Source organism: Mitsuokella jalaludinii (assembly GCF_928722185.1).
Taxonomy (GTDB): Bacteria; Bacillota; Negativicutes; order Selenomonadales; family Selenomonadaceae; genus Mitsuokella; species Mitsuokella jalaludinii.
Window position 1 is genome coordinate 834,327 of record NZ_CAKMXA010000001.1, and the last position, 26,604, is coordinate 860,930.

28 protein-coding genes and 2 tRNA genes are annotated in these 26,604 nt (G+C 58.1%); 3 read left to right on the forward strand and 27 right to left on the reverse strand.

What is annotated here, in order from left to right; all coding sequences use genetic code 11:
* Positions 1-49 precede the first annotated feature (49 nt).
* A complete protein-coding gene (locus QDI87_RS03860; protein ID WP_036378895.1) occupies positions 50-976 on the reverse strand; it encodes an NAD(P)/FAD-dependent oxidoreductase in 927 nt (308 codons plus the stop codon).
* Between the two features lie 233 nt (positions 977-1,209).
* Between QDI87_RS03860 and QDI87_RS03865 the strand changes: the two genes are divergently transcribed.
* The gene (locus QDI87_RS03865) at positions 1,210-1,560 is read left to right on the forward strand and encodes a YezD family protein (RefSeq protein ID WP_036378897.1); all 351 of its coding nucleotides are present in this window, start codon (positions 1,210-1,212) and stop codon (positions 1,558-1,560) included.
* Between the two features lie 54 nt (positions 1,561-1,614).
* Here the strand turns inward: QDI87_RS03865 and QDI87_RS03870 are convergent, their stop codons facing one another.
* Positions 1,615-2,670 (reverse strand): AI-2E family transporter, encoded by a 1,056-nt coding sequence (locus tag QDI87_RS03870; protein WP_036378898.1) that lies wholly within the window; start codon positions 2,668-2,670, stop codon positions 1,615-1,617.
* A 178-nt stretch (positions 2,671-2,848) separates the two neighbouring features.
* The gene (locus QDI87_RS03875) at positions 2,849-3,229 is read right to left on the reverse strand and encodes a universal stress protein (RefSeq protein ID WP_036378899.1); all 381 of its coding nucleotides are present in this window, start codon (positions 3,227-3,229) and stop codon (positions 2,849-2,851) included.
* Between the two features lie 201 nt (positions 3,230-3,430).
* Here QDI87_RS03875 and QDI87_RS03880 point away from each other — a divergent pair.
* Both QDI87_RS03880 and QDI87_RS03885 read left to right on the forward strand, forming a co-directional pair.
* Positions 3,431-3,507, forward strand: a tRNA-Pro gene (locus QDI87_RS03880).
* Positions 3,508-3,618: 111 nt separating this feature from the next.
* Positions 3,619-3,695, forward strand: a tRNA-Pro gene (locus QDI87_RS03885).
* Between the two features lie 452 nt (positions 3,696-4,147).
* Here QDI87_RS03885 and purD read toward each other — a convergent pair.
* The 24 genes from purD to rpsE form a co-directional block, all read right to left on the reverse strand.
* Positions 4,148-5,431, reverse strand: a complete 1,284-nt coding sequence (gene purD, locus QDI87_RS03890; RefSeq protein ID WP_255240484.1) for a phosphoribosylamine--glycine ligase — start codon at positions 5,429-5,431, stop codon at positions 4,148-4,150.
* 83 nt (positions 5,432-5,514) lie between these two features.
* A complete protein-coding gene (locus QDI87_RS03895; protein WP_081828463.1) occupies positions 5,515-6,108 on the reverse strand; it encodes an IMP cyclohydrolase in 594 nt (197 codons plus the stop codon).
* Between the two features lie 259 nt (positions 6,109-6,367).
* Positions 6,368-6,988 (reverse strand): phosphoribosylglycinamide formyltransferase, encoded by a 621-nt coding sequence (gene purN, locus QDI87_RS03900; protein ID WP_255240485.1) that lies wholly within the window; start codon positions 6,986-6,988, stop codon positions 6,368-6,370.
* On the reverse strand, positions 6,981-8,033 hold the full coding sequence (purM, locus tag QDI87_RS03905) for a phosphoribosylformylglycinamidine cyclo-ligase (RefSeq protein ID WP_255240486.1): 1,053 nt from the start codon (positions 8,031-8,033) through the stop codon (positions 6,981-6,983). Before purM ends, purN begins: the two co-directional genes overlap by 8 nt.
* 63 nt (positions 8,034-8,096) lie before the next feature.
* Positions 8,097-9,536 (reverse strand): amidophosphoribosyltransferase, encoded by a 1,440-nt coding sequence (gene purF, locus QDI87_RS03910; RefSeq protein ID WP_255240487.1) that lies wholly within the window; start codon positions 9,534-9,536, stop codon positions 8,097-8,099.
* Positions 9,537-9,623: 87 nt separating this feature from the next.
* Positions 9,624-10,109 carry a 5-(carboxyamino)imidazole ribonucleotide mutase gene (gene purE / locus QDI87_RS03915; RefSeq protein WP_036377789.1) on the reverse strand — a complete coding sequence of 162 codons (486 nt, stop codon included), beginning with the start codon at positions 10,107-10,109 and terminating at the stop codon, positions 9,624-9,626.
* 150 nt (positions 10,110-10,259) lie between these two features.
* Positions 10,260-11,132, reverse strand: a complete 873-nt coding sequence (locus tag QDI87_RS03920; RefSeq protein WP_278519698.1) for a phosphoribosylaminoimidazolesuccinocarboxamide synthase — start codon at positions 11,130-11,132, stop codon at positions 10,260-10,262.
* Between the two features lie 862 nt (positions 11,133-11,994).
* Positions 11,995-16,260, reverse strand: coding sequence for a 2-hydroxyacyl-CoA dehydratase (locus QDI87_RS03925; protein ID WP_255240489.1), 4,266 nt, complete (start codon positions 16,258-16,260; stop codon positions 11,995-11,997).
* Between the two features lie 186 nt (positions 16,261-16,446).
* Entirely contained in the window at positions 16,447-17,241 is a 795-nt protein-coding gene (gene truA / locus QDI87_RS03930) for a tRNA pseudouridine(38-40) synthase TruA (RefSeq protein WP_036377783.1), read from the reverse strand.
* 42 nt (positions 17,242-17,283) lie between these two features.
* The gene (locus tag QDI87_RS03935) at positions 17,284-18,075 is read right to left on the reverse strand and encodes an energy-coupling factor transporter transmembrane component T family protein (RefSeq protein WP_036377780.1); all 792 of its coding nucleotides are present in this window, start codon (positions 18,073-18,075) and stop codon (positions 17,284-17,286) included.
* On the reverse strand, positions 18,065-18,961 hold the full coding sequence (locus QDI87_RS03940) for an energy-coupling factor transporter ATPase (protein WP_278742280.1): 897 nt from the start codon (positions 18,959-18,961) through the stop codon (positions 18,065-18,067). The genes QDI87_RS03935 and QDI87_RS03940 overlap by 11 nt, the downstream gene beginning before the upstream one ends.
* 1 nt (position 18,962) lies before the next feature.
* Positions 18,963-19,853 carry an energy-coupling factor transporter ATPase gene (locus QDI87_RS03945; protein WP_278742283.1) on the reverse strand — a complete coding sequence of 297 codons (891 nt, stop codon included), beginning with the start codon at positions 19,851-19,853 and terminating at the stop codon, positions 18,963-18,965.
* Positions 19,854-20,038: 185 nt separating this feature from the next.
* Complete coding sequence (rplQ, locus tag QDI87_RS03950) at positions 20,039-20,377, reverse strand: 50S ribosomal protein L17 (protein WP_036377775.1); 339 nt, start codon at positions 20,375-20,377, stop codon at positions 20,039-20,041.
* Positions 20,378-20,396: 19 nt separating this feature from the next.
* Positions 20,397-21,356, reverse strand: a complete 960-nt coding sequence (locus QDI87_RS03955; RefSeq protein ID WP_036377770.1) for a DNA-directed RNA polymerase subunit alpha — start codon at positions 21,354-21,356, stop codon at positions 20,397-20,399.
* A gap of 49 nt (positions 21,357-21,405) precedes the next feature.
* Positions 21,406-21,999 (reverse strand): 30S ribosomal protein S4, encoded by a 594-nt coding sequence (gene rpsD, locus QDI87_RS03960; protein WP_005842145.1) that lies wholly within the window; start codon positions 21,997-21,999, stop codon positions 21,406-21,408.
* A 19-nt stretch (positions 22,000-22,018) separates the two neighbouring features.
* Positions 22,019-22,411: a 30S ribosomal protein S11 gene (gene rpsK / locus QDI87_RS03965; protein ID WP_005842142.1), complete on the reverse strand. Its 393-nt coding sequence runs from the start codon at positions 22,409-22,411 to the stop codon at positions 22,019-22,021.
* Positions 22,412-22,428: 17 nt separating this feature from the next.
* Positions 22,429-22,800 carry a 30S ribosomal protein S13 gene (gene rpsM, locus QDI87_RS03970; protein WP_036377765.1) on the reverse strand — a complete coding sequence of 124 codons (372 nt, stop codon included), beginning with the start codon at positions 22,798-22,800 and terminating at the stop codon, positions 22,429-22,431.
* Positions 22,801-22,826: 26 nt separating this feature from the next.
* Entirely contained in the window at positions 22,827-22,940 is a 114-nt protein-coding gene (rpmJ, locus tag QDI87_RS03975) for a 50S ribosomal protein L36 (RefSeq protein ID WP_005842139.1), read from the reverse strand.
* 133 nt (positions 22,941-23,073) lie between these two features.
* Positions 23,074-23,292 carry a translation initiation factor IF-1 gene (gene infA / locus QDI87_RS03980; RefSeq protein ID WP_009645081.1) on the reverse strand — a complete coding sequence of 73 codons (219 nt, stop codon included), beginning with the start codon at positions 23,290-23,292 and terminating at the stop codon, positions 23,074-23,076.
* A gap of 209 nt (positions 23,293-23,501) precedes the next feature.
* A complete protein-coding gene (locus QDI87_RS03985; RefSeq protein ID WP_036377758.1) occupies positions 23,502-24,146 on the reverse strand; it encodes an adenylate kinase in 645 nt (214 codons plus the stop codon).
* A gap of 14 nt (positions 24,147-24,160) precedes the next feature.
* Complete coding sequence (secY, locus tag QDI87_RS03990) at positions 24,161-25,417, reverse strand: preprotein translocase subunit SecY (protein ID WP_036377753.1); 1,257 nt, start codon at positions 25,415-25,417, stop codon at positions 24,161-24,163.
* 1 nt (position 25,418) lies between these two features.
* Complete coding sequence (rplO, locus tag QDI87_RS03995; RefSeq protein ID WP_005842128.1) at positions 25,419-25,859, reverse strand: 50S ribosomal protein L15; 441 nt, start codon at positions 25,857-25,859, stop codon at positions 25,419-25,421.
* Between the two features lie 22 nt (positions 25,860-25,881).
* Positions 25,882-26,067 (reverse strand): 50S ribosomal protein L30, encoded by a 186-nt coding sequence (gene rpmD / locus QDI87_RS04000; protein WP_036377750.1) that lies wholly within the window; start codon positions 26,065-26,067, stop codon positions 25,882-25,884.
* 15 nt (positions 26,068-26,082) lie between these two features.
* Positions 26,083-26,589, reverse strand: coding sequence for a 30S ribosomal protein S5 (rpsE, locus tag QDI87_RS04005; protein WP_036377748.1), 507 nt, complete (start codon positions 26,587-26,589; stop codon positions 26,083-26,085).
* Positions 26,590-26,604 lie beyond the last annotated feature (15 nt).

Sequence of the window (26,604 nt, forward strand, 5' to 3'; positions counted from 1 at the left end):
GATGATTCCTCCTATACAGAAATAATGACGAGATATTCTTGTTAACCACTTACAGAGATTCGATGTACTTCTCGGCGAGCAGGGCGGCTGTCGTGCCGTCGGCCGCTGCTGTTGTCAGCTGGCGGATTTCCTTCTCTCGCACATCGCCGGCAGCGAAGACGCCGGGAAGATTCGTGCGGCAATCCTCACCGGCGAGGATGCGGCCGCTCTCCGTCATCTTGACCTGTCCCTCGAAGAGGTGGGTGTTCGGCACGACGCCGATGTTGACGAAGATGGCATCGACGGGCAGCTCGCGCTCCTCACCCTTTGCCTTGTCGTAGATGGTGATGCTCGTCAGGCGGCCTTCACCGTGCAGAGCGCGGATTTCCGTCTCGAGCAGCACTTTGACCTTCGGATTGGCGAAGAGCTTGTCCTGCGATGCCTTGTCGGCGCGCAGCTTCGAGCGATGGATGAGGTAGAGCTCCTTGGCATACTTCGTCAGGAAGTTCGCCGCATCGACTGCGGCATTGCCGCCGCCCATGACGGAGATAACCTTGTCCTGATACATGTGGCCGTCGCAGAGCTCACAGTAGTGGACGCCGCGGCCGCTATACTTCGCCTCTTCCTTGAGCGGCAGCTTGCGGCGCTCCATGCCGGAAGTGATGATGACGACCTTGGCCTCGTAGATATAGCTCTGCGTCTCGACAATCTTCGTCTTGCCCATGAGGTCGACGCGCTCGATCATGTCGAACTCATCGACTTCGGCACCAGCTGCTTCGGCCTGCTGTTGGACGGTCGTCATCAGGTCGCTGCCGCTGACCTTTGTAAAGCCCGGGTAATTCTCGATACCGACGGCGTTGGCGATCTGCCCGCCGACGATGGCATTCTCGAGCACGAGCGTCGAGAGATTCGAACGCCCTGCGTAGAGCGCTGCCGTAAGGCCGGCCATGCCGGCACCGATGATGATGACATCTTTTGTCTTGCGTTCCTTCGTCATACTATCCCTCCGTTATCTGTCTTCCGCATGTCGCTGCCGTGCGGAGCGGCTCTCTTGCTTTCTGACCTCAGTATAGCAGATGTTGCGGCCACCTTCTGTTACTGAGTTACAGTGACAAAAAGATTTCCTGCATCTTGGCTTCCCTTGACTTTTCGCTCCATCTATACTATGATAAAAGCAGTATATAAATACATATTTGTTTACTATACATTAATCTGGAAAGAGGCGATCTCATGCCCGGAATCAGACCAGCCCCAGGCGAAATCCCACAGAAAGCAATGGCCTACATCCTCCAAGGCCTCTGCACCATTAGCTACGGCGAGATGGTCCTCGTCGCGCAGGACGGCGTCCTCATGCAGGTCGAATGGAGCGAGAAAAAGCGCCTCGACTGCTGGCACGACACCGAAGATGCAAAGCCCCCCTACCCCGAGCGCGTCCTCACGGAGCTCGCCGCGCGCATCCGCAAGGAATTCCGCCTGCTGCAGTACGGCAGGCTCGTGCTCGTCATCCGCAAGGGACGCCTCATGCAGATCGAACGCACAGAAAAACAGCGCTTCACCGGCCTTGACGGCGAGGGCATCTGATTCAAGATGTCCTGCCGCAGGCGGGAAGCGCTGCTTTTTTGTCGCAGGATACATTCAACGGTCTTCGTGCTTCTCCTTGGTCAGCCAGCGGGACGTGCGGAGTTTTTTTATTGTCTCGAGTCGGTCCTGATAGATGTCCTCGATGACGAGCTTGCAGATGACGATGAAGGGCACTGCGAGGAACATGCCGGCCGGGCCGAGCACTTCGCCGCCTAAGATGATGCCGAGGATGATGGCGATTGGATGCAGATTCAGGGACTTGCCGATCAGCGTCGGATAGACGAGATTGTGGTTGACCTGTGTCAAGATCAAATAGAAGCCTGCCGTCTGGACGGCCACCCACGGGTCGACAGTCGCCGTCAGCAGGATACCGAAGATCGAGGCGACAGTCGGGCCGAGCACCGGCACAAACTCGCTGATGCCGGATACCATCGCGAAGACCGAGGCGTAAGGCAGGCTTCGCGAGGTGTAGTAGAGGAAGACGATGACGGCCGTCAGGCTGCAGATGACGAGTTGGCTGCAGATGTACGTGCGCAGAGCTGAGAGGATGCGGTTGAAGAGCGCGAGCACTCGGCTGTAGTCGCGCTGCGGGAAGAGGCTCGCGAGATAGATCTTGATATCATTGCCGTCCTTGAGCAGGTAGAAGGTGACAAAGATGATGATGACCATGTCGATGAACTTGCTGAAGATTGAGAGCAGGATCGTCAGCGATGATTTCAGCGCATCAATGCTTGCCGCCTTGAGCTCGAGCCAGAACTGCTCGAATTCATCCGTCAGGTAGACATTGTCGTGAATCAGAGGCGCCTGTTGCAGTTTCTCCGTGATCTGCGGGAAATCCGTGACGAACCGCGTGAACGTCGGGATGAACGTACTCGAGACGAGCAGCAGCAGCCCGCCGCAGACGGTGAGAAAGCCAATGAGCACGATTGCCGCCGCGAGCCCGCGGTTCATCCGGGACTCGAGCCGGTCGACGAGCGGCGTCAAGAGCAGCTGTAAGAGCAGCGAAATGAAGATGATGAACGCCAGCTGCGGCAGGAACCAGAACGCCGACAAGAGGATCGTGAACGTCACGCCGAGCAGGATGGACGTCCGATAAGTCTTTAAACGCATAAGAAACTCCTAACCATAGAAGATGTACATAGGATACCTGTCCTGATTATACCACAGAGCGAACAGAAGAGAAAGAAAGGGACTGCCGTGCGGACGGCAGTCCCTTTCTTTCTCAAAAGACGGCCGCCCGCGAGCTTCTGCTGCTGTGCAGAGGCAGTCTTTTCGTGTAGTTCTGGAGTTACTTGATGACCATGACTGGAATCGGGGATTCTTCGACGACTTTCTGGCTGACACTGCCGATCAGTGCGCCCTTGAAGAGGCCGAGGCCGCGGCTGCCCATGATGATGAGGTCACTGTGCTCTTCGGTGGCTACGCGCATGATGGCTTTCGGGATGTTGCCCGTCTCAACGTGCTTGGAGGCCTTGATGTCGTCCGGCAGTTTCTCCCAAATGCGATCGAAGACGATGTGGCTCGGGATGTCTTTGTTGATGTTGCTGGCGACGTAGACGAAATCGAGGTCGGCTTTGCATTTCTCGGCGAAGAAGATTGCCTCATCGACGGCCTTGCAGCCGTTGACGGAACCGTCGACTGGTACTAAGATTTTCTGGATTCTGCCCATATTAACCCCTCCTATGCGAAGATGAATGATTTTCTGATTATATGGGGTATTTCGTTCTCACCTGGTGAAAATCCTGCTTTTCATCTGGCTTTTTCTTGCGCTACGAACATATTTTTTCTATCTCATGGCAGCCTGAAGAAATTTTTTCGAAAAAGGTGTTGACAGGAGTGTGGATTCTTCGTATAATATTTCTTGTGACTACGGGATGTGGCACAGTTTGGTAGCGCGCATCGTTCGGGACGATGAGGCCGCAGGTTCGAATCCTGTCATCCCGACCATTGAATGTTCAAGCCATCTGCTCTTGCGGATGGCTTTTTTCGTAGCAGAATTATTTTTGTAAAAAGTGTTGACAAGAGAATAGATTCTTCGTATAATATCTCTTGTGACTACGGGATGTGGCACAGTTTGGTAGCGCGCATCGTTCGGGACGATGAGGCCGCAGGTTCGAATCCTGTCATCCCGACCATTGAATGTTCAAGTCGTCAGCTTTTGCTGGCGGCTTTTTTCGTGCGTGAGGCTGGTTGACATCTCATAAGGGGAAGGGGGATGATTTTCGGCTTCGGCGCTCCGTTAAATGGCCTCCTCGACTTTGCTTTTTTTTCTAAGTGACTTCGCCGCCTGACGCGGCGTTCTGACATCGCATTACCTAGCAAGCATCTCTGTCGGCCAGCCCTACGGGCAATCACTCCGCTTCTGCAGGCGAAAACCATCCCCCTTCCCTAGCTACTGCCTACCGGCCAACCATACGGGCAAGCACTTCTGCAGGCAAAATTCCCCACCTCTTTCCTAGGTACTGCCCTTTCCTCGATGTTCTAGGGCGTGCTTTGCTTCGCTCGCACTCACTTTTTCAGATATGGAAGACCAATAAAAAAGACACGGCATATGGGCCGTGTCTTTTTACCAGTGGGATAAATTGTCTTATTTATCGGTCAGGCGCTCGAGGGCGCGATGGGCGATGTCCGTGCGGTGGAAGGCGCCTTCGAAGGTGATGGCGTTGACGCCCTTATAGGCTTTGTCGACGGCAGTGCGGATATCTTCGGCTGTGGCGACGACGCCGAGAACGCGTCCGCCGCTCGTCACGATCTTGCCGTCTTTCTCGGCGGTGCCGGCATGGAAGACGAGGGTGCCGAGGGCTTTTGCTTTTTCAAGGCCATCAATCGGGAAGCCTTTCTTGTAGGCTTTCGGGTAGCCGCCGGAGGCGATGACGACGCAGACTGCTGCCCCATTGCTCCATTCGATGTGCTCTTCGTCGAGGGTGCCGTCGGCGCAGGCGAGCATGATGTCGACGAGATCGCTCTTGAGGAGCGGCAGGACGACCTGCGTCTCGGGGTCGCCGAAGCGGGCGTTGAACTCGACGACTTTCGGACCTTCTTTGGTGATCATGAGGCCGGCGTAGAGGCAGCCTTTATAGGGCCTGCCTTCTTTTGCCATAGCGGCGATGGTCGGCTTCAAGATGCGCTCGGTGGCAATCTTCACCATCTCGTCGGTCATGACCGGTGCCGGTGCATAGGTGCCCATGCCGCCGGTGTTGGGGCCTTTGTCGCCGTCGTAGGCGCGCTTGTGGTCCTGGGAACTGACCATCGGGCAGATGGTCTTGCCGTCGGTGAAGGCTAAGAGGGAGGCTTCCTCACCGTCCATGAACTCCTCGATGACGACGCGGCTGCCTGCCTTGCCGAAGGCGGCGTCATCCATGATCTCGTGGACGGCATCGAGTGCCTCGTCGAGTGTCATGGCGACGATGACGCCCTTGCCGGCGGCAAGGCCGTCGGCCTTGATGACGATTGGGGCGCCCTCCTTCTTGATGTAGTCGCGGGCTGCTTCGGCATCGGTGAAGACTTCGTACTTGGCTGTCGGGATGCCGTACTTCTTCATGAGGTTCTTGGTGAAGGACTTGGAGCCCTCGATCTCGGCTGCGAGTTTGCGCGGGCCAAAGGCCTTGATGCCGGCCTTGTTCATGGCATCGACGACGCCATTCGTCAAGGGGACTTCCGGGCCGACGACGACGAGGTCGATGGCCTTCTCCTCGGCGAGCTTGACGAGGGCTTCGTTGTCGCAGATGTCGACGTCTCCGATGCACTCGGCGACATCAGCCATGCCCGGATTGCCCGGCACAGCGTAGAGCTTCGTTGCCTTCGGCGACTGCGCGAGTTTCCAGGCCAGCGTGTGCTCGCGGCCACCGGAACCGATCACTAAGATGTTCATGGTAGTTCCTCCAATATCACGTAAATCACAAAACAGCCTTCTCCCGCAGGCATAGAAACGCCCGCAGGGGAAGGCTCGTATCCTTATTTCTTGAGCTGCTCGGCGAGATAATCCTTGATCATCGTGTCGTAAGCGGCCGTATGGGCAAAGGCCTCCTGTGCGAGCTCCATGCGCGTGCGGTCGTCGACGCAGCCGTTCTTCGCGACCTGCTCGGCAATGGCATCGTAGCGGGCCGGGTTCGTGATGATCGTGACAAACTTGAAGTTCTTGGCTGCAGCGCGGACCATGGCCGGGCCGCCGATGTCGATGTTCTCGATGGCCTCAGCGAGCGTGACGTTCGGCTTGGCAATCGTCTCTTTGAACGGATAGAGGTTGACGGCGACGAGGTCGATGCCCGTGATATGATGCTCCTCCATCTCGCGGACGTGCTCGGGATTGTCGCGGACGGCCAAGATGCCGCCGTGGATATACGGATTCAGGGTCTTGACGCGGCCATCCATGATCTCCGGGAACCCCGTGACGTCGCTGACATAGGTGACGGGGATACCGGCCTCTTTGATGGCCTTCATCGTGCCGCCCGTCGAGACGATCTCAACGCCTGCTTCGTGGAGCTTGCGGGCGAATTCGACGACGCCCTGTTTATTCGATACGCTGATGAGAGCGCGCTTGATCTTCATGGTGTGTACCTCTTTCTCAGTTTGTTTACATCGTGCATGGGCAGGGGCGAGTTTTTTCGGCTTCGGCGCTTCGCTGAATGGCCTTCTCGCCTCTTTACTTATGGCAAAGGTGGTTCGCCGCCTGACGCGGCGTTCTTACATTGCGGAACATAGCTGGGGATTATCTGTCGGCCAGCCCTTCGGGCAAGCGCTTCGCTTCTGCAGGCGGACACCATCCCCTTCCCTAGCTACTTCTTACACAGCCCCATCCCCAGCATGTTTACTGCTTGGCAGACAGGATGCGCACGTGGCGGCCTTCTACTTTGAGGCGGCCTTCGCAGTAGAGCTGGATGGCTTTCGGGTAGATGATGTGCTCCTGCTCGAGGACGCGGGCACCGAGTGTCTCCTCGGTGTCGTCATCGAGCACAGGCACGGCGGCCTGCAGGATGATGGGGCCGCTGTCGGTCCCTTCGTCGACAAAGTGTACGGTGCAGCCGCTGACTTTGACGCCGTAGGCGAGCACATCGCGGTGCGCGTGTGCGCCCGGGAAGCTCGGCAGCAGGGCCGGGTGGATGTTCATGATGCGTCCTGCGTAGTGGCGCACGAAGTACGGCGTCAGGATGCGCATGAAGCCGGCGAGCACGACGAGCGTGACGCCTGCCTCATCGAGGGCCGCGATCAGGGCTTCCTCGAACGGCTGACGGACGTCAAACTGCTTACGGTCAATGCAGACGGCCTTGATGCCGGCCGTTTTAGCGCGCGTCAGCGCGTAGGCATCCGGCTTGTCGGTCAACACGACGGCAATCGTCGCATCGACTTCACCGCGGCCGATAGCATCGATGATGGACTGGAGGTCGGTGCCGCGGCCGGAGCACAGCACGCCCAATACTTGCTTACTCATCGAACACGCCGCCTTTGATCGTCACATCGTGATTGCCGCGGACGACGCGGCCGATCTCGTAGACCGTCTCATGCTCGGCTTCGAGGTGCGCCTTGATCTTGTCGGCCTCCTCGCGGCTGGCCATGATGACCATGCCGATGCCCATGTTGAACGTGCGGTACATCTCATGCCAGTCGACATTGCCCCACTGCTGAAGCAGGCGGAAAATCGTCGGCATCTGCCAGACGGAGCTGTCGATCTCGACGGCCATGTCCTCAGGCAGTGCGCGCGGGATGTTATCGTAGAAGCCGCCTCCCGTGATGTGGACCATGCCGTGGATGTCGAATTTCTCGATGAGCGGCAGGCATGTCTTCGGATAGAGGCGCGTCGGCGTCAGGAGTTCCTCGCCAATCGTCTTGCCGAGCTCGTCGATGTACTCGTCGCCCTTGAAGCCCTTGTGCTCGAAGCAGATCTTGCGCACGAGGGAATAGCCGTTCGAATGGACACCGGAGGAAGGTAGGCCTAAGAGCACATCGCCTTCCTTGACGCGCTCGCTCGTGATGACCTTCGACTTCTCGACGACGCCGACGGCAAAGCCAGCGATGTCGTACTCACCGACCGGGTAGAAGCCACTCATCTCAGCCGTCTCGCCGCCGATGAGAGCGCAGCCGGACTCCTTGCAGGCATTCGCGACGCCCTTGACGACAGAGGCGACCTGCTCCGGGTCGAGCTTGCCGACGGCGAGGTAGTCGAGGAAGAAGAGCGGTTCGGCGCCCTGTACGAGGATGTCGTTGACGCACATGGCAACAGCATCCTGGCCGATCGTGTCGTGCTTGTCGAGCATGAAAGCGAGGCGCAGCTTCGTGCCGACACCATCCGTGCCGGAGACGAGGACCGGCTCCTTGTACTTGCCGGAATTCAGCGCAAAAAGACCGCCGAAGCCGCCGAGGTCGCCGAGGACCTCCGGACGATACGTCGCCTTGACGCTGTCCTTGATGAGTTTGACGGAGTAGTTGCCAGCATCGATATCGACGCCGGAATCCTTATAGGTAAGTTGTTCTGCCATTTGATCTCCTGGTTCCTTTCCTATCCTGTCTTATCCTGTCTGACAAAATCCTGTGGCTCGCCTTCAGCACTTGCGCTGCTCGAAGACGTACTTGCTGTCGCCTGCCGGCTTTGCGCCGTCCTTGATCGGGTAGGCACTGTTGAAGCAGGCGTAGCACATGTCCTCTGCATTGAGGTTCGGCACACATCTCTTGAGGCCATCGATGCTCAGGAAGTGCAGGGAATCCGCACCGATGAACTCGCGGATCTCCTCGACGGACTTCGTCGCGGCAATGAGTTCCTTGCGGACGCTGGTATCGATGCCATAGAAGCATGGATAGCCGATTGGCGGACTGCTGATGCAGACGTGTACAGCCTTTGCCCCGGCGTTCCGGAGCATGCGGACGATCTTGCCGCTCGTCGTGCCGCGGACGATGGAGTCATCAACCATGATGACCGACTTGCCCTCGACGACGGAGCGGATGGCATTGAGCTTGAGCTTGACTGCCGTGTCGCGCTTCTTCTGCGTCGGCTGGATGAAGGTACGGCCGATGTAGCGGTTCTTGATCAGGCCCTCGACGAACGGGATGCCCGATTCATAAGCAAAGCCCGTCGCTGCCGTCGTGCCGGAGTCCGGGACGGAGATGACGATATCGCCCTTGAAGCCCGACTCGCGCGCGAGCTCGCGCCCCATGAGGAAGCGCGCTTCGTGGACGCTCTGGCCGTCGATGACGGAGTCCGGACGTGCGAAGTAGATGTGCTCGAAGATGCAGCCGGCCTTCTTCTCGTCCGTCGCGAACGGATACGACTTGAGACCGTCCTGGTCGATGACGACCATCTCACCCGGCAGGACATCGCGCACGAACTCAGCGCCGACGACATCGAGGCCGCAAGTCTCCGACGAGAGGATCCAGCTGCCCTCCTCTGTCTTGCCGATGCAGAGCGGACGGAACCCCTGCGGATCGCGGGCGCCGATGAGCTTCTCCTCCGTCATGATGGCCAGGCAATAGCAGCCCTTGACCATCTTGAGGCTCTCGATGATGCGCTCCTCGATCGTCTCCTTGTGGGAGCGCGCGACAAGGTTCACAATGACTTCCGAATCGATGGACGTCTGGAAGATCGTGCCCTGCTGCTCGAGGTCATGGCGAATCTCAGCAGCATTCGTCAGATTGCCGTTGTGGGCAAGCGCGATCTTGCCGCCCGCATAGTTGACGAGCAGCGGCTGCGTGTTAGCGAGCAGGCTCGAGCCCGTCGTCGAATAGCGCACATGGCCGACGGCAATGCACTGATTCTCCATGTGCGGGACCTGATGGCGGAATACTTCATTGACGAGGCCCATGCCGCGCGTCACATCCATCCAGGCGCCATCCGTGATGGCGATGCCGGCACTCTCCTGCCCGCGATGCTGCAGGGCGTAGAGGCCGAGATACGTCAGACCGGAGACATCTTCCGTATGGGAGTACACGCCGTAAACGCCGCATTCCTCTTTCCACTTCGGTTCTGGGTTGTAGCCATTATCATACATGGTTGTTCTGCTTCTTCCTTTTCTCTTGACGATACATTTTCTTATCAAAGGGACTTGATGGAGCCTGAAGGCCGCTAAAGACGCGGCTCAGAGCTGAGCCGCAACGCGTGCAGCCTTCTTCTCGACACCGGCGACCATATCGGCGCGGTAGTCAGCGAGCTTCTTCTTGAGGTCATCATCTGCAATCGAGAACATCTCGACAGCAAAGATGGCAGCGTTCTTCGCACCGTTGATGGCCATCGTCGCCACGGGGATGCCCGACGGCATCTGCACCGTCGAGAGCAGTGCGTCCATGCCGTTGAGCGACGTCGCATTGATCGGCACGCCGATAACCGGCAGCGTCGTGTAGCTTGCCACGACACCGGCGAGATGTGCGGCAGCGCCTGCACCGACAATGAAGACGCCGACGCCCTTGGCGGGAGCCGACTCGACGAATTCACGGACCTTGGCCGGCGTGCGGTGCGCGGAAGCGACCGTCACTTCCGACTCGATACCAAACTGTTTCAAGAGCTCAACGGCTGGCTTCAGGATTGGCCAGTCGGAGTCGCTTCCCATGATAACAGCTGCTTTCATGGATTATCATCTCCTGTTATACACTCAAGCAATACATCATTTCATACATTAATGATAACGGTAAAAATCTGGGCTGTCAACAAAAAACAGGACAGGTGTCCTTGCACAAAAGGAAAAGCCCCCGGCCAGGCCGGGAGCAAGAGACAAGGGTCAGTCGAGATCCTTGCCCGTGATCATCTTGTAGGCTTCTACGTATTTGGCAATCGTCTTGTCGATGACATCCTGCGGCAGCTTGTAGTCGCTATCCGGGTTTGCCTTGAGCCAGTCGCGGACGAACTGCTTGTCGTACGACGGCTGCGGCTTGCCTGCCTCATAACCTTCGAGCGGCCAGAAGCGGGAGCTGTCCGGCGTCAGGACCTCGTCGCCGAGGACGATGTTGCCCTCCTCATCGAGGCCGAACTCGAACTTCGTGTCGGCGATGATGATGCCGCGCGAAAGAGCGTATTCTGCGCACTTCTTGTAGATGGCAATCGTGTAGTCGCGCAGTTTCTCGGCATACTCCATGCCATGGCCCGGGAACTCCTTCTCGAAGACAGCAGCACCCTGCTCGAGGGAGACATTCTCGTCGTGGTCGCCGAGCTCTGCCTTCGTGCTCGGCGTGAAGATCGGCTCAGGCAGCTTCTCGGATTCCTTGAGGCCAGCCGGCAGCTTGATGCCGCAAATCGTGCCGTTCTCCTGATAGCTTGCCCAACCGCTGCCCGTGATATAGCCGCGGACAATGCACTCCATCGGCAGCATCGTGAGTTTCTTGCACTTCATGCTGTTGCCGAGGAACTGCGGCTGCTGGAAGAACTCCGGCATGTCGTTATTGTCCACCGAGATCATGTGGTTCGGAATGATGTCCTTCGTGAAGTCGAACCAGAACTTCGACATCTGCGTCAGGACTTTGCCCTTCTTCGTGATCTTGTTCTTGAGGATGTGGTCGAATGCGGAGATGCGGTCTGTCGCAACCATGATGATGCTGTCGCCTGCATCGTAAACCTCACGAACTTTTCCGGATTTGAACGGCTTATACTCTTTCATGTGTTATCGTCTCCCGTCACATAAAGATAGATAGGATTTTTATATCTCCATCATAACGGCAGATGGGAAAAATGTCAAGAAATGGGTCAGGTGTCCTTGAAATCAGGATTCGTATCGTAGGGAGGGGGGATGTATTTCAGCTTCGTCGCTGCCGCCCTCTTCTTTCATCGAGCAGCGAAGCGCCGGGGTGGTACCCTTCCGGTTTCGTCACTCCGTTAAATGAGCCGCATGAAACGCCCCACCGCCCCCACACCTCGCCGCCTGCCGCGGCGCTTTGACATCGAGGTCGGGGAGACATGTTGCGCCTGCAGGAGCGGCGCGGCTGCCCGCAGGGATGGCCCCTAACACTCCATTAGCCTCAAGTCGCAATGTAAGAATGCCGCGGCAGGCGGCGAAGCTCCTTCGTTGCTGGAAACACCATAGGGGCCATTTAGCAGAGCGACGAAGCCGGAACATGTCCCACCGGCCCCTTGCCAAATGCGACTCACTTCAGCGAATCCAGCATCGGCAATCAAAAAGAGCCCGCCCTACTCCATCTGCAAAAATGGAGCTAGAGCGGACTCTTAGAAAGCGGTATGAGCTGAGGCCGGGGTGGTGTGTACCGCCTGCAGGAGCGCAGTGATTGCCCGCAGGGATGGGGCCCGAGGACTTTTCAGCCCCTATTACCGTGTAAGGCGCCGCGGCAGGCGGCGAAGCAGCCTAGCACTACGCATCGGCATGGGTCCCATTTAACGGAGCGATGAAGCCGGGACATACCCCCCCCCCCGGCCCCTTGCCAACCGCTACTCATTTCAACGAATCCAGCACCGGTAATCCATCTCTTTGCCAAACGCCTCTCACCTCAACGAATCAGCACCGCCAATCACCCTCGCATTCCCTCGCTGCTCTTCTCCACCTCTTTCTCCTGCTTGGGGCCGCGCTCTTTCGCGACGGCGAGCATGAGCTTGATGCGGTTGAGCTGATTGACCTCAGAAGAGCCTGCATCGCAGTCGATGGCGGTGAGGTTGGCTCCCGTGTAACTCTCGCGCAGCTCGTGCATGACGCCCTTGCCGGTGATGTGGTTCGGCAGGCAGCCGAATGGCTGGAGGCAGATGACATTGGGCACGCCCTCGTCAATGAGTTTGACCATCTCGCCGGTCAGGAACCAGCCTTCGCCTGCCATGTTGCCGAGGCTGACATGGCGCGAGGCGAGCTTGGCCGTCTCGTCGATCTTGTGCGGTGCGAGGAAGTGGCGGCTGTTCTTGAGGGCCTTGCGCATCGGCGCGCGGTAGAAGTTGATGATGTTGATGAACATGCGCCCGAAGAAGCTGTTCCGCTTCTTGCCGTCGAGCAGCCTGTGCTTGACAATCGGGTCGGAGGCCGAGTAGAGGAAGAAGTCGACGAAGTCCGGCATGACGACCTCCGAGCCCTCCTCCATCAGGACCTTCTCGATGTGGTTGTTCGCAACCGGGTGATACTTCGCGAGGATCTCGCCGACAATGCCGACTTTCGGCTTCCAGAGTTCTTCATCGATCGGGATATTGTCGAATTCCTTGACAATCTGCTTGATCGTGCGCTGGAACTTGAAGTAGCCGCCGTCCTTGAGGACGTCCTTGCACTTTGCCATCCACTTGTCGAAGAGACGCTGCGTCTCACCCTTCTGGAGCTCATACGGCATCATGCGATTCTTGACGTTCTGCAGGAGATCGCCGAAGATCGCGGCCTTGATGGCGGCGATGAGCATCGGGCGCGTGAGGCGGAAGGCATCCGTCTCCTCCGGCAGGCCGTGCACGGCGAAGACCGGCACCTGCGGGAAGCCCGCGTACTTGAGGGCCTGGCGCAGGACGCTCATGTAATTCGTCGCGCGGCAGGCACCGCAGGTCTGGAACATCGCGATGCTCGTGTGGTCGGGGTCGTACTCACCCGACTTCAGCGCGGCGATGAGCTGGCCGATGACGACGATGGATGGGTAGCACATGTCGTTGTTGACGTAGCGCAGGCCGAGGTCGATGGCTTCCTTGTCCGGCATCTCCGGCACGACGAGGTTGTAGCCGAAATCGCGCATAACCGACTTGATGAGCTCGAAATGGATTGGGGCCATCTGCGGTGCGAGGATCGTGTGCGTTTTCTTGCACTCCGCGGTGAAGTGCGGTCGCTCGATTGGCTTGACTTCCTGATACGGCACGGGCTTGCGGCGCGCGAGCGCGGCCATCAGGGAACGCAGGCGGATGCGGGCGGCGCCGAGGTTCGAGACTTCATCGAGCTTGATCATCGTGTAGATGCGGTTGTGGGCCTCGAGAATGTCCTTGACCTGGCCCGTCGTCAGCGCATCGAGGCCGCAGCCGAAGGAGCTGAACTGGATCAGCGTGAAGTTCGGGTGCTCTGCGACGAACTGCGCCGCATGGTAGAGGCGCGCGTGGTAACTCCACTGGTTGACGATCTTGAGATTCGCCGCCTTGACCGGCACGTGGTAGACGGCGTCTTCCGAGATGATGGGCAGATGGTAGCTCTGGATCATCTCCGGGATGCCGTGGTTGATCTCCGGGTCGATGTGATAGGGGCGGCCGACGAGCATGATGACCTGCTCCCCCGTCTTCTCGACGCGCTCGAGGATCTTGGCGCCGTAGTCGCGCACATCCTGGCGGTACTGGGCAAGCTCCTTGTAGGCCTCGTCGACAGCCTCGACAATCTCCTCTTTCTTCAGGCCCTCATGGGCGAGTTCCTCGTAGAGGCGCGCGGCCATGCGCTTCTCGTCGTTGATTGGCAGGAACGGCTGCAGGAAGTCGATGTGCTTCTCGCGCAGGATGTCCATGTTGCCGCGGATGTTCTCAGCGTACGAAGCGACAATCGGGCAGTTGTAGTGGTTCTCAGACGGGTGCTTGTCGTCGACCATGTTGTAGGGCTCGCACGGGTAGAAGATCTTCGTGATGCCCTTCTCGATGAGGTCCATGATGTGGCCGTGTGCAATCTTGGCCGGGTAGCAGAGCGAGTCGGACGGCACCGTCGCCATGCCCTTGAAGTACATCTTCGCGCTCGACTTGCCCGAGAGCACGACGCGGTAGCCGAGCTTCGTGAAGAACGTGAACCAGAACGGGTAGTCCTCGTACATGTTGAGCACGCGCGGCAGGCCGATCGTGCCGCGCACGGGCTGCTCGAGCGGCTCGTAGTACTTGAACAGACGCTCGTACTTGTACTGGTAGATGTTCGGCGTGTCGGAGTCCTTCTTCTGGCCGCCGATGCCGCGCTCGCAGCGGTTGCCCGTGAAGTACTTGCCGCCGTCCGGGAACTTCTGCATCGTGATCAGGCACTTGTTGCCGCAGCCGCGGCAGCGGTAGGAACTCGTCGCGACAGAGAAATGGTCGAGCTCATCTGGCGACAGCAGGCTCGACTGCTGCGTGCCGGCTTCCTCTGCCGCCTCCATCGCGAGGATGGCCGCGCCATAGGCGCCCATCAGGCCCGCGATATCGGGGCGGATGACGTCACGGTCCAGGAGTTTCTCCATGCAGCGCAGCACGGCGTCGTTGTAGAATGTGCCGCCCTGCACGACGATGTGGTCGCCGAGCTCGCGGACATCCTTGAGCTGCATGACCTTGAAGAGCGCATTCTTGATGACGGAGAACGCGATGCCGGCCGAGATGTCGGCGACGTCAGCGCCCTCTTTTTGCGCCTGCTTGACCTTCGAGTTCATGAAGACCGTGCAGCGCGTGCCGAGGTCGACAGGTGCCTTCGAGTCGATGGCCTTGGCCGCGAACTCCGCCGGCGTCATGTGCAGGCCCTCGGCGAAGTTCTGGATGAAGGAGCCGCAGCCGGCCGAGCACGCCTCGTTGAGCGTGATGTTGCCGATACTGCCGTCCTTGACGAAGAAGCACTTCATGTCCTGGCCGCCGATGTCGAGCACGAAGGTGACATCCGGGCAGAATTCCTGTGCCGCCCGCAGGTGTGCGAACGTCTCGACCTCGCCGCCGTCAGCGTGCAGGGCAGCCTTGACAATGGCCTCACCGTAGCCCGTCGTCATCGCGCCCGCAATCTGCGTGCCCTCCGGCAGCGCCGCATAGAGGCCCTTCATCTCCTTGACGACCGTCTTTAAGGGCGAGCCCTGATTGCTGCCGTACGAGGTGTAGAGGATCTCCTTGTCCTTGCCGATGGCCGTGATTTTCGTCGTCGTCGAGCCCGCATCGATGCCGATGTAGACAGGGCCGCGGTACGCGCTAAGGTCGCCGCGCCTTACCTTGTCCTTGTCGTGGCGAGCCTTGAATGCCTCATAGTCCGCGCGGTCCTCGAACAGCGTGAAGTCCGCCTTGCGCGTCTCCCTTGCAGCAGCTTCCTTCGCTTTCGCGATGCTCTGCTCGAGGCGCGCGACGTCGATGACCTCTGCCTCGTCAGAGAGCGCCGCACCCATGGCGACGAAGTAATTGCCGTAGTCGACGTGAACGACATGTTCATCGTCGAGCTTCAGCGTCTCGATGAAGCGCTTGCGCAGCTCCGGCAGGAAGTGCAGCGGGCCGCCTAGGAAGGCGACGTGGCCGCTTATCGGCCTGCCCTGCGCGAGGTTGCCAATGGTCTGATTGACGACCGCCTGGAAAATCGACAGCGCAATATCCGCCTTTTCGGCACCGTCGTTCATGAGCGCCTGGATATCCGTCTTGGCGAAGACGCCGCAGCGCGAGGCGATCGTGTAGATCTGCTTGCCTTTAACCGCGAGGTCGTCGAGCCCCTTGGCATCGGTCGACAAGAGCGAGGCCATGTGATCGATGAACGAGCCCGTGCCGCCGGCGCAGACGCCATTCATGCGCTGCTCCGGCGCATCGCCGAAGTACGTGATCTTCGCATCCTCGCCGCCGAGCTCGACGACGGTATCCGTCTGCGGGATGAGCGCTTTGACCGCTGCGGCACAGGCGATGACCTCCTGTACGAAGGGCAGGCCAATGCGCTGAGCGATGCCCATGCCGGCTGAACCCGTCAGGGCAAACGAGAACTTCTTCTCGCCGACGATGGATTTCAGATGCGTCAGATTCTCCTGCAAGGCATTGCCGATCTCCGAGAAATGGCGCGCATAATTCTTGTAGAGGATCTTCTTCTCATGGTCGAGAACGACGAGCTTGATGGTCGTCGAACCGACATCAATCCCCACATTCAATACAGATTTCATATTCACACCACCTAGTGTCTTGAATTGATTCTGGAAAATAAGTGAATAAGCCCCCCTGTTTCGAGGGTCACATTTTATTCTAACCCATCTGCGACTCGTTCGCAAGTCCGGACATCACAGCACAAAACGAGCCGTTCTGCCAATAGTCTGGAGCAGAGCGGCTCAAAACGCGGAGAAGTTGCTGGATCAGAAATGGAAGCGCTCGCCGTAGTCGACTTCTTCGAGGAAGAGGCCGCAGGCCGGCGCTGTCGCCGCAGCCTTCGTCCTGTCGCATCCGTCGAGGATCTCCTGGAAGCGCTGCGGCGTGATGATGCCGAGGCCGACATTCGCGACCGTGCCGATGATGTTGCGGACCATGTGATAGAGGAAGCCATTGCCGTGGATGCGGCAGACGAGCTGATTGCCCGCCGCTTCTTCGACGGCCGCTTCGTACATCGTGCGCACGGGGCTCATCGGCGCACCGCCACTCGCGCGGAAGGCGGAGAAATCGTGCGTGCCGAGGATGTAGCCGAACGCCTCGCGCATGGCGGCGACATCGAGCGGCCGCCGGATGTACCAGGCGTAGCGCGCCGTCATGGGATCAGGCACTTCGCCGCGCTGGATGCGGTAGATGTACGTCTTGCTCTTCGCACTGTGGCGCGCGCTGAAGTCGCGGTCTGCCTCCCCCGCCGCCCGCACGACGATGTCCGAGGGCAGCAGGCTGTTGACAGCGCGCACAATGCGGTCCGTGGGGATGCGCCCATCCGTGAAGAAGTTGACGACCTGACCGTAGGCATGGACGCCGGCATCCGTGCGGCCCGATGCCGCGAGCTCGATGGAATCGCCGAAGACCACCTGCAGTTTCTCTTCCAATATATTTTGCACGGCAACGACTGGCGGCGTCTGGCGCTGGAAGCCGTGGTAGGCCGTGCCGTCATAGGCGACCTTGAGGACGATATTGCGCGCGCGCGCCTTCATTTCCGCCTTGTGTTCTCGTTTCATCGCTGCATGAAGTCCTTTCTGTTGTTCATAGAGTTCATCGATTCATCGGAGGGCCAGCACTGCCGCAATCAGCAGGATGCTGAAGCCCCAGGCCACATAGTCGATGCTCGTGATCTTCAGGGCCTTCATCTGCGTCCTGCCCTCGCCGCCGCGGTAGCAGCGCGCCTCCATCGCCATCGCGAGGTCATCGGCGCGGCGGAAGGCCGACAGGAAGAGCGGCACGAGCACGGGCACGAATGCCTGCATGCGCTTCATGATGCTGCCGGTCATGAAATCTGCACCGCGCGACTGCTGCGCCTTCATGATGCGGTCCGTCTCCTGGATGAGCGTCGGCACGAAGCGCAGGGCAATCGTCATCATCATCGCGAGCTCATGTGCCGGCACGCCGACGCGCTTGCCCGGCGAGAGCAGGGCCTCCATCGCATCTGTGAGCTTCAGCGGGCTCGTCGTGAAGGTCAGCAGCGAGGATAGGAGGATCAAGAGCACAAGGCGCAGGCAGATATAGAAACCCTCGACGATGCCCTCCGCTGTCACGCTCAGGAAGGCGACCTTGCAGAGTTCCTCGCCCGGCGTGCTGAAGATGTGCACGACGAAGGTGAAGAGGATGATCCACCAGAGCGGTCTCAGCGAGCGCAGCATCATGCGCATGGGCACCTTGGAGAGCAGCATCAAGACTGCCGTCAACACCGTCATCACGCCATAGGAGATGCCGCTCTTGCAGAGGAAGATCAGGACGAGGTAGAAGAAGAGCAGCACGACCTTCGTGCGCGGGTCAAGCCGGTGCAGGATGGAATTGCCGGGGAAGTACTGCCCAATCGTGATGTCACTGAGCATGTTTTTTGCCTCCTTTGCCCTTCACAGCCTTCAAGACGTTCAAGATTTCCCGCTTCGCCTCTTCGATGGTCAGGCAGTCCATGCGCACCGGCAGGCCCTTGGCGCGAAGCTCTTTCATCAGCGCCATGACGTGTGGCAGCTTGAGGCCGGCCCCTTCGAGCAGATTCTCCTGCGCGAAGGCCTCGCGCGGCGAAGCATCGCAGACGAGCCGTCCCTGGTTCATGATGAGCACGTGGTCGGCCAGCCGCGCGATATCGTCCATATTATGGGAGACTAGGATGATCGTGACGTGTTCCCTATCGTGCAGATGGCGGATGGTCTTCACCAGTTCCTCACGGCCGCGCGGGTCGAGGCCGGCGACAGGCTCGTCGAGGACGAGGTACTTCGGCCGCAGGGCCAGCACGCCTGCTATCGCCACGCGGCGCATCTGGCCGCCTGAGAGCGCGAGCGGCGAGCGCTTGCGGTACGTCTCATAGTCGAGATGCATGAGCCGCATCGCCTCTTTGACGCGCTCTGCCGTCTCCTCCTCGGACAGCCCGAGGCTCTTCGGGCCAAAGGCGATGTCCTTCTCGATGGTTTCCTCGAAGAGCTGCTGCTCGGCGTACTGGAAGACCATGCCGACCTTGAGGCGCATGGCCCTGGCCGCCGCGCAATCCTTCTTCGCCTTGGGGTTGATGTCGACATCATCGACGAGCACGCGGCCTGCCGTCGGCTGCAAGAGTCCGTTGAACTGCTGCAGGAGCGTCGACTTGCCCGACCCCGTGTGGCCGGCGATGGCCGTCAGTGAGCCCTCCTCGATAACGGCAGAGATATCGCCGAGCGCCTGATGCTCAAACGGCGTGCCGGGCATGTAGACATACGCGACATGTTCTAACGTGATGGACAAGTCAACCCCTCCCCTCTCTTGTGGCAGCAGTCAAGCCGTGCGGATAATCCGCGAGTGTGACGAGCGCAGAGGTGAGCTCATCATCCGTCAGGATGTCCTGCGGCACGTCGAGGCCGGACGCGCGAAGCTCCAGGCCGAGCTCTGTCGCCAGCGGCACATCGAGGCCGAACGCCTTGAGCGCAGCGGCCTTCCGGAAAATCTCGCGCGGCGTGCCGTCGTCAGCGACGCGGCCGTCCGCCATGACGATGACGCGGTCTGCCAGCGCCGCCTCCTCCATGAAATGCGTAATCAGCACGATCGTGATGCCCTGCTGTTCGTGCAGGCGGCAGACCGTCTCCATAACCTCGGCGCGCCCCTGCGGGTCGAGCATGGCCGTCGGCTCGTCGAGCACGAGGCAGCGCGTCTTCATCGCCAGTGCCCCCGCAATCGCCACGCGCTGTTTCTGGCCGCCTGAGAGCAGATGCGGCGCAAACTTGCGGTAATGCGTCATGTTGACACAGGCGAGCGCCTCGCGCACAGCCGTGCGGATCTCATCCGGCGGCATGCCGAGGTTCTCGGGTCCAAAGGCGACGTCATCTTCCACGACAGCTGCGATGAGCTGGTTGTCGGGATTCTGGAAGACCATGCCGACCTGCTGGCGGATCTTCCAGAGCTCACCTGTATCGGCCGCCGCAGCCGTGTCAAGCCCGCCGATACGGCAGGCGCCAGACGTCGGCAACAGGAGTGCATCGAGGTGCTTCGCGAGCGTCGATTTGCCCGAGCCATTCGCGCCGAGCACCGCGACGAATGCCCCCTCCTCGACCGCAAGGCTCACATCGTCGAGTGCACGGTGCTCCTGCTCCGTGCCGGCCTGATAGCAGTGCGAGAGATGTTCCAGCTCAATCCATGCCATACCTTCACCTTCCCTTTCAAATCAATGGTCTTATTATACCGCAGATTGACGGTCAACACAAATACCAAACAAAGTTGACGAAAGAATAGTACGCTTTCAGTACGCTGCATGATGTGAGGAGCGCAAAAAAAAGACTGCCTGCGTGGGCAGACAGCCTTTGTATGGTCCGTATATCCGTATGTGGATTACACGAGCTCGATGATGACCATCGGAGCAGCATCGCCGCGGCGAACGCCGAGCTTGAGGATACGCGTGTAACCGCCCTGGCGGTCAGCGTACTTGCTTGCGATCTCATCGAAAAGCTTTCTTACTACATCTTCATCAGCCAGCTGAGCGATTGCCTGGCGACGAGCGCTGAGGTCACCGCGCTTTGCGAGCGTGATGAGGTTTTCAGCGAACTTGCGGAGCTCTTTTGCCTTAGCTTCCGTCGTCTCAATGCGGCCATATCTGAAGAAGGAAGTGAGAATGCTCGTGAACAGCGCCTTGCGGGCTGCGGAGTTACGTCCTAATTTTCTGTAGCTCATTGATTTCCCTACTTTCCTGTCAGTCGTTGTTTTGTTTGAGCGTTAAACCGAGTTCCTCGAGCTTCTTCTTGACTTCCTCAAGAGATTTGCGTCCGAGGTTGCGGACCTTCATCATGTCATCTTCCGTCTTCTCAGCAAGGTCAGCGACCGTGTTGATATTGGCGCGCTTGAGACAGTTGAAGGAACGTACGGAGAGGTCGAGGTCTTCGATCGTCATATCGAGAACCTTGGAAGAATCGTCTTCTTCCTCCTCTGGGAAGGTTGCTTCCTCTTCCTCCTCTTCCTCCGGCAGGCCATCCATGTTCTGGAACAGCTTGAGGTGCATGACAAGAATGCCAGCGGCCTTGCTGACGGCCTCTTCCGGGCGAAGCGAACCATCGGTCCAAACTTCGAGGATAAGGCGGTCATAGTCCGTGACATTGCCTACACGCGTATCCTGTACCGTGTAGTTCACGCGTTTGACCGGGGAGAAGATGGAGTCGATCGGAATGACACCGATCGTGTCGTCCGGCTTCTTGTTCTTGTCTGCCGGGACGTAGCCACGGCCACGCTCGACAGTCATCTCAATCTTGAGCTTGCCGTCTTCGTTGACCGTCGCAATGTGGAGGTCCGGGTTAAGGATCTCGATGTCGGCATCACAGATGATGTCGGCAGCCGTTACCTCTTTTTCTCCCTCAACATCGATGCGGATGATTCGCGGCTCATTGCCCGTCATCTTGAGGCAGAGCTCTTTGAGGTTGAGGACGATGTTCGTCACATCATCCCGGACGCCCGGAATCGTGGAGAACTCGTGGAGAACGCCATCGATTCGGATGGAGGTAATCGCAGCACCTTCGAGAGAAGACAGCAGCATGCGGCGCAGGCTGTTGCCGAACGTCGTGCCGTAACCGCGCTCGAGCGGCTCGCAGATGAACTTGCCGTAGCGGTTGTCTTCACTGATTTCCGCAATTTCAATTTTCGGTTTCTCGATGTCTATCATCTTGAATGAACCTCCTCAATAACACTATGCGCACAGGCACAAATATTCATTATTTGGAGTACAACTCGACGATAGCCTGCTCATTGACAGGAACATCGATCTCATCACGGTTCGGGAAACGCGTTACCGTACCCGTGAGGTTGGCCTGATCGGCCTGGAGCCATGCTGGAGCAGACAGCGCGTTGCTGCTCTCTTTGAGCTCCTTGAAGAATGCATTGCTCTGGCTCTTCTCTGCCACAGCGATGACGTCGCCAGCGTTTACGAGTGCGGACGGGATGTCAACGCGCTTGCCGTTGACCGTGAAGTGGCCATGACGGACGAGCTGACGAGCCTGACGGCGCGTGTTGGCGAGGCCAAGGCGGTAAACGACGTTGTCGAGACGGCGCTCGAGAAGGCCGAGGAGGTTTTCACCCGTGACGCCCTGCATCTTCTTTGCTTTATCGTAGTATCCACGGAACTGCTTCTCGAGCACGCCGTAGATGAACTTTGCTTTCTGCTTTTCCTTCAGCTGCGTGCCGTACTCAGAAACCTTGCGGTTCGTGCGACGGAGCTGACGCTTCGATTCTTTGGAACGACCAATAACAGCCGGCTCGAGGCCGAGGGCACGGCATCTCTTCAGGGCTGGTACTCTATCAATTGCCATCGGTTAAATGCACCTCCTATTATACTCTTCTACGCTTCGGCGGACGGCATCCGTTGTGCGGAATCGGGGTAACATCCTTGATCATGTTGACCTCGAGGCCCGTTGCCTGCAGGGAACGGATTGCGGCTTCACGGCCGGCACCAGGACCCTTGACGTAAACTTCGACCTGCTTGAGGCCGTGTTCCATGGCTGCCTTTGCAGCCGTCTCAGCTGCCATCTGTGCAGCGAACGGCGTGCTCTTGCGGGAGCCGCGGAAACCGAGGCCGCCAGCGCTGGCCCAGGAAAGTGCATTACCGCTCTTATCGGTGAGCGTAACGATTGTGTTGTTGAACGTAGAGCTGATATGTGCTACGCCATATTCAATGTTCTTACGAACTTTTTTCTTCGTGCGAACTGCTTTCTTAACTGCCACCAGTTAACCCTCCTTTATTAGTCCTTTTTCTTGCCTGCTACAGCCTTTTTCGGGCCTTTACGCGTGCGGGCGTTGTTCTTTGTGTTCTGTCCACGGACAGGAAGACCAAGACGGTGGCGACGACCACGGTAGCAGCCGATATCAACGAGTCTCTTGATGTTCATCTGGCGCTCGCGGCGAAGGTCACCTTCGACCACGACGTTCTTATCGATGACATCACGAAGTTTTACAACTTCGTCCTCCGTGAGGTCTCGCGTACGAGTATCCGGATTGATGCCAGTCATCTTCAGGAGATCCTGAGAAGTCTTGAGACCAATACCAAAAATGTACGTCAAAGCAATTTCAATTCTCTTGTCACGGGGTAAATCTACACCGGCAATACGTGCCATTAATAAAGCACCTCCTTATTCATTCATTAACCTTGTCTCTGTTTGTGTTTCGGATTTTCGCAGATGACCATTACACGGCCTTTGCGCTTGATGATCTTGCACTTCTCGCAAATCCGCTTTACTGACGGTTTTACCTTCATCGTTATATGCCCCCTTTTCGATATTGTCAGCCTTGTCATTTTGCTAGTATACCATGTTTCCACGGTTCTGCCTAGTGGCAGGAGCGAAAAAAGTCAAATATTTTTTCACGATGGGCAAAATGAACAGCCTGGCTCATTTGAATCGGTAGGTTATACGGCCGCGCGTTAAGTCATAAGGCGTGAGTTCGATCGTGACTTTGTCACCGGGAAGGATGCGGATGAAATTCATGCGGATCTTACCGGATACATGCGCCAGTACAACGTGACCATTCTCCAGCTCAACCTGGAACATTGCATTCGGCAGTGCTTCCAGGACTTTGCCTTCTACTTCAATAACATCTTGCTTCGACATGTCATTTCTCCCTTTATGCTTCATGGAAATTGGTTGGGCCAAAGTCATCTCATCTAAGGAGTGTGATTTTCTAATGCCATGCCCAACAACAGGTTATTCTTCTAAAAAATGCATATATCATTGTAATGGGCGGCCAATGGCCGCCCTTACAATAACATCTATCATTCGGTGGTGATCCCGTGCAGATGGGGATCACCGACAGCCTCCGTTCAAGCCTTCAGTGTCTCGATGAGATCCTGCGTGACTTTCTCGATGGACTGTCTGCCATCGACTTCCGTATAGACACCGGCTGCCTTGTAGTAGTCGATGAGCGGCTTCGTCGAAGCCTCGTATACGGAAAGGCGATTCTTCATCGTCTCTGCCGTGTCATCCGCACGCTGGAAGAGCTCGCTGCCGCACACATCGCAGATGCCCTCTTTCTTCGGAGGGTTGAACTTCGTGTGATACGTAGCACCGCACTTCTTGCAGATGCGGCGTCCGACTGCGCGCTCGATGAGATCTTCAGCCGGGACGTTGATGTTCAGGACGCGCGTGAGCGTGAGGCCGAGATCCTTGAGGATTCCCGTCAGGGCATCTGCCTGCTCGACCGTGCGCGGGAAGCCATCGAGGATGAATCCCTTCTTGCAATCGTCTTTAGAGAGACGCTCGCGCACGATGCCGATCGTGACGGAATCCGGTACAAGCTTGCCTGCGTCCATGCACGCTTTCGCCTGCTTGCCGAGCTCCGTTCCCTCTTTGACCGCTGCACGGAACATATCGCCCGTGGAGATGTGCGGGATATCGAAGGCTTTGACGAGCTCAGCCGCCTGCGTGCCCTTACCGGCACCCGGGGGGCCCATTAACAAGATATGCATGATGCTTCCTCCTCTTATTTCATGAACCCTTCGTAATGACGCATGACGACCATGGACTCAATCTGCTTCATCGTCTGCAGTGCAACACCGACGACGATGAGCAGGGCCGTACCGCCGAAATAGACACCTTCGATATGCGTTGCCGCAGCAATCATATTCGGAAGGACGGCAATGAAGGCCAGGAACACGGAACCTGCCAGCGTGATACGCGTCAGGACATGATCCAGATAATCTGCCGTTGGCTGGCCTGGGCGGATGCCAGGGATGAAGCCACCGTATTTCTTCAGATTGTCCGCCATATCCGGGATCTTTACGGTAACAGCCGTGTAGAAATACGTGAAGAAGATGATCAGCGCGACGTAGAGCGTCGTCTGAAGCGGCTTGCCCCACTCGAGATAGCTGGCCACCGTCTTGACCCAGGGCACATCGATGAACTGGGCCACGGTCACCGGGAACATCAGCACGGATGACGCAAAGATGATGGGAATGACGCCCGCCTGATTGACTTTCAGCGGGATGTGGCTGGAATGACCGCCATACGCTCTCTGACCGACCACGCGCTTGGCGTAGGAAATCGGGATGCGGCGGAAGCCCGTCTCAATGTGGATGACGAAGACGACCATCGCCAGGGCGATGACGCCAAACAGGAACACACTGAAATAGCTGATCGTGCCAGCCTGCACATAATGGTAGATCGTTCCGATGTTCTTCGGCAGGGCCGCAACGATGCCGGCAAAGATGATAAGCGAGATACCATTGCCGACACCCTGCGCCGTAATCTGCTCGCCCACCCACATGAGGAATACCGTACCGGCCGTCAGCGTGATCGCGATGATCAGGATGTTGACGGGGTTCGGATTCAGGATGGCTTCCTTCAGGCCAATGGACATGCCGATTGCCTGGAGGAAGGCGAGCACGACGGTCAGATAGCGCGTGACCTGCGTCGTCTTCTTGTGCCCCTCCTCGCCTTCCTTCGACCACTGCTCGAGGGTCGGGATGACGACATTGAGGAGCTGGATGATAATGGCCGCATTGATGTACGGCGTGATGCTCATCGCGAAGATGGAGAACTTACTGAACGCACCACCGGAAAAAAGGTCCAAGAGACCGAACAGATTGCCGTTTGCGAAGAGCTTCTCGATCGCGGTCGGATCAACTCCCGGGACGGGGATGTGCGTCCCCATCCGGAAGATGGCGAACATGATCAACGTGAAGATGATCTTCTGGCGAAGTTCGGGTATCTTAAAGATGTTGCCAAGGGCTGAAAGCACCTCAGATCACCTCGACTTTGCCACCTGCTGCCGTGATCTTCTCCTCTGCGGATTTCGTGAAGCCGTTGGCACGGACCGTCAGCTTCTTCGTGAGCTCGCCGTTGCCGAGGATTCGGATGCCATCCTGAACATTCTTCAGGATGCCGGACTCAACGAGCACGACCGGATCGACCGTCGTGCCGTCTTCGAAGCGGTTGAGCGTCTCAACGTTGACTTCTGCGAACGTCTTAGCCCAGACATTCTTGAAGCCGCGCTTCGGCAGACGACGGTAGATCGGCATCTGGCCGCCTTCAAAACCCGTGCGAACGCCGCCGCCGCTGCGGGAATTCTGGCCTTTCATGCCGCGACCAGCCGTCTTGCCATTGCCGGAGCCGAGGCCGCGGCCGACGCGGTTGCGGACCTTGCGGGAACCAGCTGCTGGCTGTAATTCATGTAACTTCATCTAGTGCACCTCCTGTCTCGTCTTAGTCTGCGATTTCTTCTACCTTGATCAGATGCTCTACTTTGTGGAGCTGGCCACGGATGGCCGGGTTATCCGGAAGCTCAACAACAGAGTTGATCTTGCGCAGTCCAAGAGCACGAACGGTTCTGCGCTGCGTTTCCGGGCGACCGATCAAGCTTCTCTTCAGCGTGACTTTAACTTTTGCCATTTTGTGAGCCTCCTATTAACCTAAGATTTCCTGAACCGTCTTACCACGGAGCTCAGCGACAGCCTCAGCACGCTTGAGTGCCTTGAGGCCTTCCATCGTTGCGCGGACCATGTTGTTCGGGTTTGCGGAGCCGAGAGACTTCGTCAGGATATCGCGGATACCAGCGAGCTCGAGGACGGCACGAGCCGGGCCGCCAGCGATGACACCAGTACCTTTGGCAGCCGGCTTCATCATGACTTTGCCAGCACCGAAGATGCCGATCATCTCGTGCGGGATCGTGCGGTTGTCGTAGAGGGCGACTTCGACGAGGTTCTTCTTCGCATCCTCGACGCCCTTGCGGATTGCCTCCGGAACCTCAGCAGCCTTGCCGAGGCCAACGCCTACCTTGCCTTTCTTGTTGCCGACGACAACAAGGGCACTGAACGAGAAGCGGCGGCCGCCCTTGACGACTTTTGCAACTCGATTGATATATACAACTTTCTCCTCGAACTCAGGAGTCTCGTTGTCCATATTTCTAGCCATTCATTTACCTCCTTT

What these genes read in the sequence shown, in the direction of transcription:
- QDI87_RS03860 (WP_036378895.1), bottom strand. Translation starts at nt 976, where the DNA reads ATGACGAAGGAACGCAAGACAAAAGATGTCATCATCATCGGTGCCGGC.
- QDI87_RS03865 (WP_036378897.1), top strand. Translation starts at nt 1,210, where the DNA reads ATGCCCGGAATCAGACCAGCCCCAGGCGAAATCCCACAGAAAGCAATG.
- QDI87_RS03870 (WP_036378898.1), bottom strand. Translation starts at nt 2,670, where the DNA reads ATGCGTTTAAAGACTTATCGGACGTCCATCCTGCTCGGCGTGACGTTC.
- QDI87_RS03875 (WP_036378899.1), bottom strand. Translation starts at nt 3,229, where the DNA reads ATGGGCAGAATCCAGAAAATCTTAGTACCAGTCGACGGTTCCGTCAAC.
- purD (WP_255240484.1), bottom strand. Translation starts at nt 5,431, where the DNA reads ATGAACATCTTAGTGATCGGTTCCGGTGGCCGCGAGCACACGCTGGCC.
- QDI87_RS03895 (WP_081828463.1), bottom strand. Translation starts at nt 6,108, where the DNA reads ATGAAGATCAAGCGCGCTCTCATCAGCGTATCGAATAAACAGGGCGTC.
- purN (WP_255240485.1), bottom strand. Translation starts at nt 6,988, where the DNA reads ATGAGTAAGCAAGTATTGGGCGTGCTGTGCTCCGGCCGCGGCACCGAC.
- purM (WP_255240486.1), bottom strand. Translation starts at nt 8,033, where the DNA reads ATGGCAGAACAACTTACCTATAAGGATTCCGGCGTCGATATCGATGCT.
- purF (WP_255240487.1), bottom strand. Translation starts at nt 9,536, where the DNA reads ATGTATGATAATGGCTACAACCCAGAACCGAAGTGGAAAGAGGAATGC.
- purE (WP_036377789.1), bottom strand. Translation starts at nt 10,109, where the DNA reads ATGAAAGCAGCTGTTATCATGGGAAGCGACTCCGACTGGCCAATCCTG.
- QDI87_RS03920 (WP_278519698.1), bottom strand. Translation starts at nt 11,132, where the DNA reads ATGAAAGAGTATAAGCCGTTCAAATCCGGAAAAGTTCGTGAGGTTTAC.
- QDI87_RS03925 (WP_255240489.1), bottom strand. Translation starts at nt 16,260, where the DNA reads ATGAAATCTGTATTGAATGTGGGGATTGATGTCGGTTCGACGACCATC.
- truA (WP_036377783.1), bottom strand. Translation starts at nt 17,241, where the DNA reads ATGAAACGAGAACACAAGGCGGAAATGAAGGCGCGCGCGCGCAATATC.
- QDI87_RS03935 (WP_036377780.1), bottom strand. Translation starts at nt 18,075, where the DNA reads ATGCTCAGTGACATCACGATTGGGCAGTACTTCCCCGGCAATTCCATC.
- QDI87_RS03945 (WP_278742283.1), bottom strand. Translation starts at nt 19,853, where the DNA reads ATGGCATGGATTGAGCTGGAACATCTCTCGCACTGCTATCAGGCCGGC.
- rplQ (WP_036377775.1), bottom strand. Translation starts at nt 20,377, where the DNA reads ATGAGCTACAGAAAATTAGGACGTAACTCCGCAGCCCGCAAGGCGCTG.
- QDI87_RS03955 (WP_036377770.1), bottom strand. Translation starts at nt 21,356, where the DNA reads ATGATAGACATCGAGAAACCGAAAATTGAAATTGCGGAAATCAGTGAA.
- rpsD (WP_005842145.1), bottom strand. Translation starts at nt 21,999, where the DNA reads ATGGCAATTGATAGAGTACCAGCCCTGAAGAGATGCCGTGCCCTCGGC.
- rpsM (WP_036377765.1), bottom strand. Translation starts at nt 22,800, where the DNA reads ATGGCACGTATTGCCGGTGTAGATTTACCCCGTGACAAGAGAATTGAA.
- rpmJ (WP_005842139.1), bottom strand. Translation starts at nt 22,940, where the DNA reads ATGAAGGTAAAACCGTCAGTAAAGCGGATTTGCGAGAAGTGCAAGATC.
- infA (WP_009645081.1), bottom strand. Translation starts at nt 23,292, where the DNA reads ATGTCGAAGCAAGATGTTATTGAAGTAGAAGGCAAAGTCCTGGAAGCA.
- QDI87_RS03985 (WP_036377758.1), bottom strand. Translation starts at nt 24,146, where the DNA reads ATGCATATCTTGTTAATGGGCCCCCCGGGTGCCGGTAAGGGCACGCAG.
- rplO (WP_005842128.1), bottom strand. Translation starts at nt 25,859, where the DNA reads ATGAAGTTACATGAATTACAGCCAGCAGCTGGTTCCCGCAAGGTCCGC.
- rpmD (WP_036377750.1), bottom strand. Translation starts at nt 26,067, where the DNA reads ATGGCAAAAGTTAAAGTCACGCTGAAGAGAAGCTTGATCGGTCGCCCG.
- rpsE (WP_036377748.1), bottom strand. Translation starts at nt 26,589, where the DNA reads ATGGCTAGAAATATGGACAACGAGACTCCTGAGTTCGAGGAGAAAGTT.